10 protein-coding genes and 1 pseudogene are annotated in these 12665 nt (G+C 63.6%); 3 read left to right on the plus strand and 8 right to left on the minus strand.

Annotation, left to right across the window (positions count from 1 at the left end; all coding sequences use genetic code 11):
* Positions 1-9 precede the first annotated feature (9 nt).
* A complete protein-coding gene (locus tag EHW12_RS00595) occupies positions 10-1380 on the plus strand; it encodes a sulfatase (RefSeq protein ID WP_003944134.1) in 1371 nt (456 codons plus the stop codon).
* On the opposite strand, the gene cysC is transcribed toward EHW12_RS00595, so the two are convergent.
* The 8 genes from cysC to EHW12_RS00635 form a co-directional block, all read right to left on the minus strand.
* Entirely contained in the window at positions 1377-3257 is a 1881-nt protein-coding gene (cysC, locus tag EHW12_RS00600; protein WP_125050164.1) for an adenylyl-sulfate kinase, read from the minus strand. The genes EHW12_RS00595 and cysC overlap by 4 nt on opposite strands.
* Positions 3257-4171 carry a sulfate adenylyltransferase subunit CysD gene (cysD, locus tag EHW12_RS00605; RefSeq protein WP_047272728.1) on the minus strand — a complete coding sequence of 305 codons (915 nt, stop codon included), beginning with the start codon at positions 4169-4171 and terminating at the stop codon, positions 3257-3259. Before cysD ends, cysC begins: the two co-directional genes overlap by 1 nt.
* Positions 4168-4977 (minus strand): Stf0 family sulfotransferase, encoded by an 810-nt coding sequence (locus EHW12_RS00610; RefSeq protein WP_007735934.1) that lies wholly within the window; start codon positions 4975-4977, stop codon positions 4168-4170. The genes cysD and EHW12_RS00610 overlap by 4 nt, the downstream gene beginning before the upstream one ends.
* Positions 4978-5099: 122 nt before the next feature.
* A complete protein-coding gene (locus EHW12_RS00615) occupies positions 5100-6041 on the minus strand; it encodes a CopD family protein (protein WP_003944164.1) in 942 nt (313 codons plus the stop codon).
* 4 nt (positions 6042-6045) lie between these two features.
* Positions 6046-6564, minus strand: a complete 519-nt coding sequence (locus tag EHW12_RS00620; RefSeq protein WP_003944137.1) for a copper resistance CopC family protein — start codon at positions 6562-6564, stop codon at positions 6046-6048.
* A complete protein-coding gene (locus EHW12_RS00625; protein WP_064688015.1) occupies positions 6564-7238 on the minus strand; it encodes a YcnI family protein in 675 nt (224 codons plus the stop codon). Before EHW12_RS00625 ends, EHW12_RS00620 begins: the two co-directional genes overlap by 1 nt.
* A 49-nt stretch (positions 7239-7287) precedes the next feature.
* On the minus strand, positions 7288-7803 hold the full coding sequence (locus tag EHW12_RS00630) for a hypothetical protein (RefSeq protein ID WP_003944165.1): 516 nt from the start codon (positions 7801-7803) through the stop codon (positions 7288-7290).
* Between the two features lie 14 nt (positions 7804-7817).
* Positions 7818-8471: a DUF6474 family protein gene (locus EHW12_RS00635; RefSeq protein ID WP_003944178.1), complete on the minus strand. Its 654-nt coding sequence runs from the start codon at positions 8469-8471 to the stop codon at positions 7818-7820.
* Positions 8472-8595: 124 nt separating this feature from the next.
* On the opposite strand from EHW12_RS00635, the pseudogene EHW12_RS00640 reads away from it, so the two are divergent.
* Both EHW12_RS00640 and EHW12_RS00645 read left to right on the plus strand, forming a co-directional pair.
* Positions 8596-10151 (plus strand): annotated as a pseudogene (locus EHW12_RS00640) (TM0106 family RecB-like putative nuclease).
* 138 nt (positions 10152-10289) lie between these two features.
* Positions 10290-12617 (plus strand): bifunctional diguanylate cyclase/phosphodiesterase, encoded by a 2328-nt coding sequence (locus EHW12_RS00645; protein WP_064442941.1) that lies wholly within the window; start codon positions 10290-10292, stop codon positions 12615-12617.
* The last annotated feature ends 48 nt before the right edge of the window (positions 12618-12665 follow it).

Genomic DNA, 12665 nt, shown 5'->3' on the forward strand with positions numbered 1-12665 from the left:
CTTGCCCACGTGTCGGCTGCGCGAGATAACGTCCTGATCATTCATTGGCACGACCTGGGGCGGCACCTCGCGAGTTACGGTGTCGCCGGGGTCAACAGCCCCCATCTCGACCGGCTGGCGGCAGAAGGCATCCGGTTCACCGACGCACACGCGACGGCGCCGCTGTGCTCGCCTTCGCGCGGATCGCTCTTCTCGGGCAGGTATCCGCACAACAACGGTCTGATCGGGTTGGCGCACCACGGCTGGGAGTACCACGCTGAGGTGCAGACGCTCCCGCAGATCCTCTCCGACAACGGTTGGTACACCTCGCTCTTCGGCATGCAGCACGAGACTGCGTATCCGAAGCGACTGGGCTACCACGAGTACGACGTCACCAACTCGTTCTGCGACTACGTGGTTCCGCGTGCCCAGAACTGGCTACGACGCTTCCCGCCCGAGCCGTTCCTGCTCACCACGGGATTCTTCGAAACGCATCGCCCGTACCCCGCCGATCGCTATACCCCGGCGGACACCGCAGCCCTGGAGGTCCCCGGATACCTTCCGGACGTGCCACAGGTGCGCGAGGATCTGGCCGAATTCCACGGCAGCGTAGAGGTGGCCGACGCCGCGGTGGGGGAACTGCTCGCGACCCTCGAGGAAGAGGGGCTCGACGAGAACACCTGGGTCTTCTTCCTCACTGATCACGGCGCGGCGTTCCCGCGTGCCAAGTCGACGCTCTACGCCCCGGGTACCGGTATTGCCTTGATCGCTCGGCCTCCCGCGCGGTATCGCAGTGGCGGAAAGGAATACGAGACACTGTTCAGTGGTGTGGATCTTGTTCCGACCATTCTCGATCTGCTCGGAATCGACGTCCCCACCGAGGTGGAAGGGCGCTCGCACGCCGATGCCCTCGTCGACCGCGGAACTGAACCGTCCGAACCCGTTCGTACTTCCCTGTTCACGGAGAAGACCTTTCACGACAGCTTCGATCCCATTCGTGCGGTGCGCACCAAGGACTACAGCTACATCGAGAACTACGCCGTCCGCCCGGCTCTGGATCTACCGCTCGACATCGAGGACAGTCTTTCCGGAAAAGCGCTCGGCACCGAGCATCTTGCGGTACGCGCACCCCGGGAGCTGTACGACCTCCGTGCCGACCCGGACGAGAAGATCAATCTGATCGATCGACCGGAAGTCTCGGCAATACAGGCGGAATTGTCCTCGCAGCTTCACACGTGGCGCGCCGAAACCGACGATCGTCTCCCGGACGAGGCATTGGGAAGCGCGATGGCGGTGCACCGCATGGCGGCGTACCTCGAGAAGATCGGTGTCCGACCCAACGTGCGGTCCGCCTACAGTGCGGACCGCGGTTACCTCGAGTCGGACACCGAAAATCCCTAGGGCCTTGCGGCTTCGCGCTCTTCCAACAATGCGATGACCCGCTCGACCAGCTCGTTGATGTCAGCGCCGGTTGTGTCGAATGCCAGGTCCGGGTCCTCCGGCGTCTCGTAAGGCGCGTCGATTCCGGTGAGCCCCTTCAGTTCACCCGCCCGCGCACGAGCGTACAGGCCCTTGGGATCTCGACGTTCGCATTCTTCGACGGGAGTGGTGACGGCAACTTCGAGGAAGGTGAGTCCGGCAGCTTCGTTGAGAGCGCGCGCAATTGCTCGATCCGAACGCAGCGGCGAAACCATCGACGCGATCGCCACGACGCCGGCGTCGGCGAACAGTCGAGTGAGATGACCGACGCGTCGGATGTTCTCGGCTCGGTCTCCCGGCGAGAACCCGAGATCGTCGGAGATACCGTGGCGGACGTTGTCACCGTCCAGCAGATACGCGGTGCGTCCCGCGTCGACGAGCGCACGTTCGACAGCGACTGCGACGGTGGATTTTCCGGATGCAGGTAGGCCGGTCAACCAGATCGTCGCGCCCCTCTGGGTGGTAGACGCCCATCGCCGTTGACGTTCGAGTGAGGACGGATGCCACTTGATGTCGTTGCGGGTCTGCTCGCCGGGAACGACGACGCGTGGTTCGAGAATGGTGCCGGCGCCGACGGTGTCGTTGCTCTGCTCGTCGATCAGGATGAAGGCGCCAGAGTCCCGATTGTGGTCGTAGGTGTCGGCGACCACCACGGAACTGGTTCGGAGCGTGACCGTTCCGATGTCGTTGAGTCCCAATTCGACTGGGCTGTCCTGCTCGTCGAGCGTTTCAGGATCGAGACGGGTGTGCAGTTCTTGGACGGTCGCTCGCACGGTCCTGGACGTGTGTTTGAGCGCTATCCGATCGCCCGCGCGCAACGGTGTGTTGGACAACCAGCAGATCGTGGCTTCGAGTTCTCGGGCCAGAACCGGCAGATGAGCCTGCGCACCGCCACTGACCAGAACGTCGCCACGTCCGACGTCGATGTCGTCGGCCAGTTCCACCGAAACCGACAGTGGTGCAACGGCAGTACTGCGGTTGTCGTCGAGAGTATCCAGACTGATCACGGTGCTCTTCGATCCGGACGGCAGGACCACTACCTCGTCTCCGACGCTCAGTGTGCCTGCCGAAATTCGGCCGGTGTACCGGCGCCGATTCTGCGGATCGGGGCGCGAAACCCACTGCACGGGAAGCCGAAGTTCCTCGATGTGGGTCGCGGGCGCATGGAGTTCGACGCCTTCGAGGTACTCGAGGAGCGTCGGCCCCTCGTACCACTCGGTGTTCGCGGACCGCGTCACGACATTGTCGCCGGCTTTCGCGGAGACCGGTATGGCGAGTACGTCCTCGCGTCCGACTTGCCGCGCCAAGGCCCGCAATTCTTCCTGCACCTGAGCGAATCTCGCTTCGTCGAAGTCCACCAGATCGATCTTGTTCACCACGGCTACAAGGTTCGGAACACCGAGCAGTGCGGCGATTCTGGCGTGCCGACGCGTCTGACGCAACACGCCGGTCCTCGCGTCGACCAGCAGGACCGCTACGTGAGCGTTGGATGCTCCGGTGAACATGTTGCGCGTGTAGCGTTCGTGCCCCGGGGTGTCGGCGAGTACGTAACTTCTGGTCGGGGTGGAGAAGAATCGGTACGCGACGTCGATCGTGATGCCCTGTTCACGCTCGGCACGTAGTCCGTCGGAGAGTGCAGCCAGGTCGGCGACACCGTGCTCGTCGGTCACGGAATCGAGGTGATCGGTTGGCAGGCTGTCGGTGTCGTGCAACAGTCGTCCGATCAGCGTGCTCTTGCCGTCGTCGACGCTACCCGCCGTTGCCAGTCGCAGGAGTTGGCGAGTGATGGTGGTCGTCATCAGAAGTAGCCCTCACGCTTTCGGTCTTCCATCGCGGCGACCGACGTTCGGTCGTCTGCGCGAGTCTCGCCTCGTTCGGAAACCGTCGCGGCCGAGATTTCGGTGACGACGTCGTCGATGGTGGTGGCGTGCGATCGAACGGCGCCGGTGATGGTCAGATCGCCGACGGTTCGATATCGCACCCACTCGGTCGTTGCCGCGGCGTTCTCGGCGTCGGTGCTGAATTCGGAAGCAGCGAGGAGCATTCCGTCACGCTCGAATACCCTCCGCTGGTGCGCGAAATAGATGGACGGCAGTTCCAGTTCCTCCTGGGCTATGTAGCGCCAGATGTCGAGTTCGGTCCAGTTGCTCAGCGGAAAGACACGAACGGACTCGCCGCGTCTGATCCGACCGTTGTAGAGCGACCACGGTTCGGCCCGTTGCGCTCGCGGGTCCCACTGGCCGAACTCGTCCCGGAAGCTGAGGACTCTTTCCTTGGCGCGCGCACGTTCCTCGTCCCGGCGGGCGCCACCGAACGCGGCGTCGAACCTTCCAGCTTCGAGAGCGTCGAGCAGGGTTCTGGTCTGCAGGCGGTTTCGCGATCCGCTGGTCTCGGTCGACTCCTGCACTCTGCCCTGGTCGATCGAATCCTGAACGGAAGCAACCAGAAGTGTGTGCCCGCCCTCCTTGATTCGACGGTCGCGAAATTCGATGACTTCCTCGAAATTGTGACCGGTGTCGACGTGCAGGACCGGGAAAGGGAGTGGGGAGGGCCGAAACGCCTTCTCGGCCAGACGAAGCAGGACTATCGAGTCCTTGCCGGCCGAGAAGAGCAGTACCGGTCTCTCGAGTTCTGCCACCACTTCTCGAATGATGTGAACCGCTTCGGATTCGAGAACTCGGAGTTCGTCGACGACATCGGTGACGGTGCTCATGTGACGGGATATCCGTTCTGTTCGGCGTCGATGCGATAACGCTGCACCCATTCGCGGGATCGTCCGTCGCTCTGACGACGCAGCGGCGGTGGCGGGGCCAGCTGTCCGTCGAGGCCGAGGGAGATGAGGGTTTTTGCGACCACGGACTGCGGGTCTTCGGTGAGATCGCGGAACCCGACTTCGATGGGAGAGATGTCCTCTTCCTCGAACCAGCGCTTCCATTGGCGTTCCTGCTCACCGAGAATCGTCACCAGGTGCGCGATTCCGACTGCGTTGTACTGCGCACCGTCCGAGAGATTCGGTGGAGTCGCGTCGTCGCGCCAAACCTGTGTCTGCACGGCGCGCCACATCGACACAGCTTGAGCGACGACATCTTCTCGATAGACATGGATGAACTGCAGGTCGTGATCGAGGGTGTCGTGGAGTGCGGAACGTAGGTCCGTCCCACTGCGCCAGGGCAATCCGGCCGCGCGATCGAGTAGGAGCGGCGTCTGGTTCCACATCAGCTTGCCACCCCAGACTCCGTTGGGGGTTCGGCCGAGTTCGAGAAGTTGTGTGCGCCACTGTTCGGAGGTGCGAGTGTCCGGCGTGCCCGGGTGGAACGGGGCGAGCAGACCCAGGACGGACTCGTCCGTGACGTCTTCGAACCACTGCCTCGGTTGCGGCGATCGCGAGGTCTCGGGGAGGTACTGGAAGAACTCTTCCGGCTCACCCGCGACCCCGGTTGCTCGCAGGGATTCGACCAGCAAAGTACTGCCGCTGCGCTGCGAAGCGCAGACGAGAAACGAGCGTTGGGCCTCCGTCATGCGAGCAACGCTAAGGGGGGCCGGAAACCGCCGCAAGCTGGGAAAATAAACTCACGTAGAGGTTAAATCTCGACGTGAAACGTTAAATGTGCGGGTCACGAAATGTCGCGCCGAGGCACGTCTTACGCAGTTGTCGCAAGGGCCGCGGCAAGCCCGAATGCGATGGCCATGAAGACAACTTCACCGATGGCGCGACGCAGGGATCCGTCCGAACTCATGCGGTGTGCAGCGCTAGCGACCACCCATGTCCGGCGCCACCACCATCCCAGGGCGACGAGCAGTCCGATCGCCACGATCTTGGCGAGGATCACCCGGCCGTATGCGGTGTCGTAGAAGGCGGAGAGTGAGTCGAGTCGCACGACGGCGTTGACGATACCGGTGACGACCAGCGCGAGGACGCATCGCCAGGCGAGAGCGGAGTACTTGGGCAACCAGATCGCCCAGGCACCGCGCGACGGTACGGCAAGCGCGAGTGCGGCGAGCACGCCGAACCACAAGGCCGCAGCGAGGACGTGAACGGCGTCGAGGATCGATCCGAAGCTCTGCTGCGCCATGTGCCCGGTGATCGGGCGGGCAGCGAGCGCCAACGCGGAGACGACCAATGCCGGTGCGACGGGCACCGTCTCGGGATTGGTGAATCCGTAGATGCCGTAACAGACGACGGCAAACGCGCACGCGATGATCGCGACGCCGACGCGGCCGACGTTGACCTCGGAGACGAATGCGCCGAAGTGCCCGATGGTCAGCGAGGTGACCGGGGCGCCGTCGGCCGCTGCGGCATTGAGCACGAGGAGCGTGATCTCGGCGACGAGCCACACTGCTGCCACCGCGGTGAGCTGAGTCCACATGACGGCGGGGGTTGTTGCCGGGCGGCGTTCACTGCGGCCCATCCAGGCGAGCGTCGCGATGCCGAGCGTCAACGAACCACATCCGATCGCGAGAACGCGGACCGTGCTCGACGATTCGGGTCCCGATGGGCTGGCGAGGCCCCAGGCGATCAGGACTCCCAGCAGAGCTGTGGGTACGGCAAACAGCAACCACCACCTGTTTGCCGTACCCGTCACGCGATCAGCTCGACTTCGGCTTACGGAGCACGAAGAACAGCGCACCGCCGAACACGACGACGCCGGCGACGATGAAGATCCACACCGGCATGCTGCCGGACTCCGACTCACCCGTACTCGACGCGGCGGCAGCGCCGGGAGTGCCCGACCCCGCCTCGGTGAGGGTGAACGTCAGGGTTCCGTTGACGGGGTGACCGTCAGCGGAGGTGACGCGGTACGCGATGGTGTAGACGCCGGTCGGCCCGAGATCGCCGAGGTCTGCACTGACAGTGGGTCCTTCGACGGACGGATCGCTCTTGGTCCAGAGGTTGCCGTCGGGACCGGTGACGGTCAGCGCCGCGAACTGTGCCTGCAGAGCCTCGTTGAACGTGACCGAAACCGTGTCAGGCGCAACCTGAATGGACGCACCGTTTTCCGGGTTGGAGCCGACCACCGCGGAGTGTGCACTGGCCGTGCCCATTCCGAGCATCGTGGCCAGCATCGCGAGCATGCCGACGGCGATGACCTTGATCCGGGTACTCATCAGCGCTTGCTCCTGACCAGTGCGCCGAGGCCGAGTGCAGCGCCCAACGCGCCGAGCACCAGGCCGACGCCGCCGAGCCAGCGGGCGGTGTTGTCCGACGAAGAGTCAGCGGCTTCGGATGCGGCGGACGTCTCGGCAGTGTTATCGGCAGAGGGGGCTCCGTGGGCATCGCCGGTGGACGCGGCGAGAGTCAGCGTCGGCGCGGGCTTGTCCGGCTCGCTGCCGTCGGCAAGCTCTTCCTGATCCCAGTTGACGACGTTGCCGTCGCTGTACGTCTGCACGGCCTTGAACTCGACCTCGTCCTGCTCCGGCAGCGGGCCGGCAGAAAGGACGAACTGCTGGAACTGGCCGGGGGCGATTCCGACGCCGGGGTCGGCGGTCCACGTCACGGACTTGGCGACCAACGAGGTGGGGTCCTTCTCCACGACGGCGGTCCAGCCGGGCATCGGTTCGGTGCGTGCCGACTTGAGGTCGGGGAGCGCCACCGTCAGTTTGGTGGTCGAAGCGGTGTCGGATTCGGTGGGCACGCGGAACGTGAGAACGGAGTATCCGCCCTGCGCAGCTCCTGGTGCGACGACGCTGACGTGTGCTGAAGCAATTCCGGCGGCCAGCAGCACGGCGCTGCCGGTAGCGACGGTCGTGACAACCGCGCGCGAAATCAGGGTGTTCTTCATGTCGGGAAGTGTCCTCTTGGTCTGGTGAAGGGGGGCATTCTACGAATCTTCAGACCAGGGCAGGAGGACCGCGCCGCGAGATGCTGGCGCGAAGTAGAGCGTCGACAGGTCCGTGATGGATTCCGGTCGAGACGGTGTGGCCGCGGGAAGTGACAGCGGCGGGAGCCAGAGACGCCAGGACGACGTGGAGAGCGTGGGTGACAACGCGGTAGAGGCGCTCGGCGGCCAGGACCGCCACCGCACAAGCGACGGTGGCACCGGCGTGAGCACCGAGCATCACCAACCCCGGAGCGGGCGAATGAGCGTGCTCGGAGAGCGTCATGGTGGTGTGCGCGGCCAACTGACCCAGACCCAGAGCAACGATCAAGGCAGCGGGCCCCCGTGAGAGGGCGGGAAGGGTGGCCGTCACGGCGCCGACGGTTGCACAGACGGCGAGCAACAGGGTCAGCGACGACGACTGTGGCAGCTCGCCTCCGCCGATCCCGTGCGCGGCGACAGCGAGAGCAGCCGAAGCGGAACCGACAGCTGTCCCCCGGAGGGTCGCGGTCTGCTCGGCTGCTCTCACTGGCGTTCTCAGGTCTAGCGCACGCCGAGACGTGCGAGCAGATCTGCTTCGACGCCGTCGAGTTCGGAAGAAATCGCCTGGTGAGCTGCTTTACGGCGAGCCTGCGGCATCTGCTCGGCAGCGCGAACTGCCGTGCTGAGGTCGCCGAGGCGCTCACGGATGGCGGCGGCGAAACGCTGCGTCTCCGCGTCGTCGGGCTTGCGGCTGAGGATCTCGGTGACCGAGCTCTCGGCGCCGGCGATACGAGCGCTCAACTTCGCGCCGTGACCGGTGTAGTCACCGAGCTGGTCGACGGCGATGCCCATCTTCTGTGCACGCGTGGTGTCGAGCTGGGCGCGCACCGCCGTGGCTGCGCGGTAAGCGATCGGCAGGAGAACGGGGGCAAGCAGACGTGCCACTCCCAGGTACTTACGCACCTTGGCGACGGTCAGGCCCTGATTCGCAGCGGCCTTCTCCTGCGCCTTCAGGGTCGCGATCTGCGCCTTTTCGATCTTGTGCTGTGACTCGATCTCGGCTTTCTCCAGCTTCTTGAGCGACTTGGTCTCGACCTTGTCGCGCTTACGCTGGCTCTTGGCGTTGAGCTTCGCCTCGACCTCAGCCTTGTGCTTGAGAGCCTTTGCCTCCGCCTTGCGGGTGGCACGAGACTTTCGCTTCTTGAACAACCCCATCGAAAAGGACCCCGTTTCCAGGTGTTTGTGTGTTGCCAGGTACCTGCGCTTCGGCTTCAGCCTAGGGGAGCACATAATCTTCGTCATCGTGTGTTCCGTTAACAACCCCGCGCCCCAGCTCCCGATCATCGATTCGGGGGCGTTGACCCGATGCCGTCATCGGGTGCGTCTGGACGGGTTGTTTCCCGGGAAATCGGCTTCGGAACCCGTCGACACCGGCGTCAAGCAGCGCCAGGATGCCGCGATCGCGAAGCGCGCGGAGATCGCCGAACTCGTGATCGGTGCTGCTCCCGAGCGTTGGGTGAAGATCAACCCCGACCAATCGGCGTCGGCTCAGGCTCGCGACACCTTGGCTGCCTGTGAGGCCGGCGCGGACCGGATCTGGGGCGCGGTCTTGCCGGTCGAGCGCGACACCGGACGCAAGGGCCGCTGCGAAATGCTCATCCGTGACGACGAGGGTGGCGGGTACATCCCGTCATTGTCGTCAATCACAAGGTGACCGATCCGGGTCAGGGCGCGATCACCTCGGGGCTCTTCGAATGGGAGCCCGTGGTCGATCCCAAACGCAAGGTCCGCAGTCAGGTCCGCGATCAGATGCGCGTCGCGCAGGTCTATCGGATGCTCGAGCGTCGTGGGCTGGCGAGCCCGTCGCTCACGGCAGGCGCGATCGGATACAACGGAGACTGCATCCTCGTCCACGACCTCAGCGCGATTCTCGACGATTACGACGAGCGTTTCGCCGACCGTATCGCTGTGGCCCGCGGTGAGGTGCTGACGTCTCCGTCACAGGTGAGCGAGTGCAAGTCGTGCCCGTGGTGGACCGAATGCAAGCAGGAATTGGTCCGCAACCGCGACGTCAGCCTCGTCGCTGTCGGATCGCGGGCCGAGCTTCTGCGCGACGTGGGCTGCAACACGATCGATCAGCTGGCCGCCTGGGACGGTGAGCCGCTCGAGGATTGGCCGCACGGAAATTTCGACGACGCAGTAGTGATCGCCAAGGCGTGGTTGGCAGATGCTCCGTTGGTGCGGCGGTTCGAGAAGATCTCGGTGACTCGGGCGGACATCGAGATCGACGTCGACATGGAGAGCTATCAGGAGCACGGCGCCTACCTGTGGGGGACGTTGCTCAATGTCGGCGGCTTCTCGATGTATCGAGGATTTGCGACGTGGGATCCGTTGCCGACACGTGACGAGGCGCGGTCGTTCGCAGAGTTCTGGGGCTGGCTGATGGCGGAACGTGCCGCGGCCGCCGCTTCGGGTAAAACCTTTGCCGCGTACTGCTATTCGCGTTCGGCCGAGGACAAGTGGTTGTTGGACTCGGCGCGCAGGTTTGCCGGTGAACCCGGGATTCCGAGTAAGGACGAGATCCGCGAGTTCATCGACAGTCCGCAGTGGGTCGACATCTATCAAGCAGTGAGTGATCAGTTCATCTGCCCGAACGGAAAGGGGCTCAAGAAGATTGCGCCCGTCGCCGGCTTCAACTGGCGTGACGCCGAGGCCGGGGGTGAAGCGTCGATGGCGTGGTACCGCGAGGCGGTCGGCTACGACGGTGAGCCGGACGAGACGCAGCGGACACGCATCCTGCAGTACAACGAGGACGACGTCATTGCCACCAAGGTCCTCCGTGAGTGGATGACGGACCGCGCGGAGAAGGAAATTCCGCTGGCTTCCGAGTTGTAGCGCTGATCCGTTCTGTCGCGATTGTCTGAAACATCCTATTTAACAGTATGTTTCAACTCGTAGTTTCTCGTCATCGTGTGTCCGGAACCCGCATCCGCGCTACCTTCATCTGGTCGGCTCCACGATGGAGGGTGTTGCATGCTGAGCAGGCTGACTTCGAGTGCGAGCGACGCCGAACTGTCTGACGTCGAGCGGCGCGACCTCTTCGCACGCCAGATACTGCAGGTGACGACGGTCGCGCCACTGGCCAACATGGTCAATGTACTCAGCGTGTGCGCTTTGCTTGTGTATGTCGTACCCCCCGGTCACAACGAGTTTCGGGTGATCTGGGGTTCTGCGGCCTTCTTGGTCGTCCTCAATTCGGTGCGCGTCTGGATACCGCGAGTCGTCCTGAAGGGCCGGTACACGCCCAAACATACGACGAAGTACGACTACTGGGCGCTCATGCTCGAGGTGATCCTGCTCGGGCTTCTGCTTGTCGTTCTCGCCGCCGCGATGCTTCCCGTGACGGACAACTCGCGAAAGCTTGTGCTTCTAGCGACATTCGCCGGAGTCATGGGCGCCGGCGCCGTAGCATTGTCGACGGTTCGGTCGATAGCGGTAGCGTGGATTCTGGTGCACAGCATCGGATTGCTCGTCGTTATCCTGCCCAAGAGAACCACGGAATACGCTGTCCTCTCGTTCCAGTTGGTCGTGTACTCGGTGACACTGATTATCGGCGTCGTGTACCTCTGGGCGTCGTTCCGAAGTCGTTGTCTTGCCGAGTTCGAGGCTGCTGCCGAGCGCCAGACGGTCAGTTTGCTTCTCGACGATTTCGAGGGTGGGTCACGCGACTGGCTGTGGGAAGTCGACACCACCGGGACGTTGTCGCACACCTCCGCTCGGCTGTCGCAGATCTCGGGAGTTCCCGTCTCCGACTTGCGAACCCTGTCGCTGCGCGGATTGTTGGATCGGCTCGACGTGGGTTCGACGAAGAGTGGCCGAGCCGCGGTCCAGGTCATCGGAGATCACCTCGACCGCCTCATGCCGTTTCGAGAGGTCGTCATTCCCGTTCGTGTCGACGGCGTCGACCGATGGTGGTCTCTGTCGGGTCATCCCAGGCTATCCGAGGCCACGGAGTTCGTGGGTTGGCGAGGCGTGGGCTCGGACATCACCGAGAAGTACAACTACGAGCGGCGAATTCTGTGGCTTGCTGCAACCGACGGACTGACCGGGCTCCCGAATCGCCGGACGTTCGGCTCGGAGCTGTCCGACGCGCTCGGCACCGTCCGAACCGGCGAGGAAGTCCTTGTCGGAATCCTCGACCTGGACAATTTCAAGTCGGTGAACGACACGTTAGGGCACCCTGTCGGTGACAAATTGTTGATTTCCGTTGCTGCACGGCTCAATCGGGTGGTCGACGGCGCCATGTGTGCGCGAATCGGTGGTGACGAATTCGGCGTCGTCTTGCGGGGAACAGGGGACGGCGGAGAGGTGTTCGCTCGCTATCTGGATGCATTGCGTGAGCCGTTTTACGTGCGGGGGAATCGCATCGAGGTTCGTGCATCGATCGGCTATGCCGGCGCACCCGCAGATTCCGAAGATGCGGACACGCTTGTCATGTCCGCCGACCTGGCGCTGTATGCGGCAAAATCCGCCGGCAAGAACCGGGTAGGAAGATACTCGCCGGTGCTGCGGGCGCGGGCCAGGGAGCGAGCATCGGCCCTGCAAGAACTTGGGCTTGCGATCGAGTCTCGGCAGTTCGAGCTGTACTACCAACCGCAGGTTCGTGCGGACACCGGCCGCGTCGAGGGTTTCGAGGCACTGCTTCGCTGGAATCACCCGGTGCGGGGCGTGCTTGCACCGCACATTTTCATCGATGTCGCGGAGGAGACCGGCCTGATAGTCCCTCTGGGGCTTCAGGTACTGAACATGGCGTGCGCCGAAGCCGCGACGTGGCCCGACGACACTTACGTGACGGTGAACGTCTCTCCGGTGCAACTGATGTCGTCCGGCTTCGGATCGGCCGTGAACGATGCGCTGGAGGCAAGCGGTCTGTCCGGCAAACGGCTTCAGCTGGAAATCACAGAGACGGGAGCAGTGGAGGAGCTTGCCGTCGCCGAGTTGGATCGCCTGCGTGCCACCGGAATTGCGATTGCCCTGGACGACTTCGGAACCGGCTATTCGTCTTTCGAGAGTTTGAAGAAACTGCCGTTGGACATCCTCAAGATCGACCGGTCGTTCATCACCGAACTGAGCGAGGGTGATTCGGCAGTTGTCACTTCGGTGGTCGAGGTGGCGAAGGCGCTCGGTATGCAGTCATTGGCGGAAGGCGTGGAGACGGCCGACCAGCTGAGGCTCTTGCTTACCGCCGGTTGCGAATTGGTTCAGGGTTACTACATCAGCCGACCGATGCCGGCGAAGGAAGTGGCCGAGTACCTCAGCGCAACTGCCCACTCCAACGGTGGGTATTTTCATTCGTTCTGACAACTGTGCGCCTTTATTAACCGCGGGCGGTTAATAAAGGCGCACAGC

It is taken from the genome of Rhodococcus sp. NJ-530 (assembly GCF_003860625.1).
Lineage (GTDB): Bacteria > Actinomycetota > Actinomycetes > Mycobacteriales > Mycobacteriaceae > Rhodococcus_F > Rhodococcus_F qingshengii.

Coding starts and splice junctions, on each gene's coding strand:
- EHW12_RS00620 (WP_003944137.1), bottom strand. CDS start 6,564: ATGAGTACCCGGATCAAGGTCATCGCCGTCGGCATGCTCGCGATGCTG.
- cysC (WP_125050164.1), bottom strand. CDS start 3,257: ATGACGACCACCATCACTCGCCAACTCCTGCGACTGGCAACGGCGGGT.
- EHW12_RS00645 (WP_064442941.1), top strand. CDS start 10,290: ATGCTGAGCAGGCTGACTTCGAGTGCGAGCGACGCCGAACTGTCTGAC.
- EHW12_RS00610 (WP_007735934.1), bottom strand. CDS start 4,977: ATGACGGAGGCCCAACGCTCGTTTCTCGTCTGCGCTTCGCAGCGCAGC.
- cysD (WP_047272728.1), bottom strand. CDS start 4,171: ATGAGCACCGTCACCGATGTCGTCGACGAACTCCGAGTTCTCGAATCC.
- EHW12_RS00625 (WP_064688015.1), bottom strand. CDS start 7,238: ATGAAGAACACCCTGATTTCGCGCGCGGTTGTCACGACCGTCGCTACC.
- EHW12_RS00635 (WP_003944178.1), bottom strand. CDS start 8,471: ATGGGGTTGTTCAAGAAGCGAAAGTCTCGTGCCACCCGCAAGGCGGAG.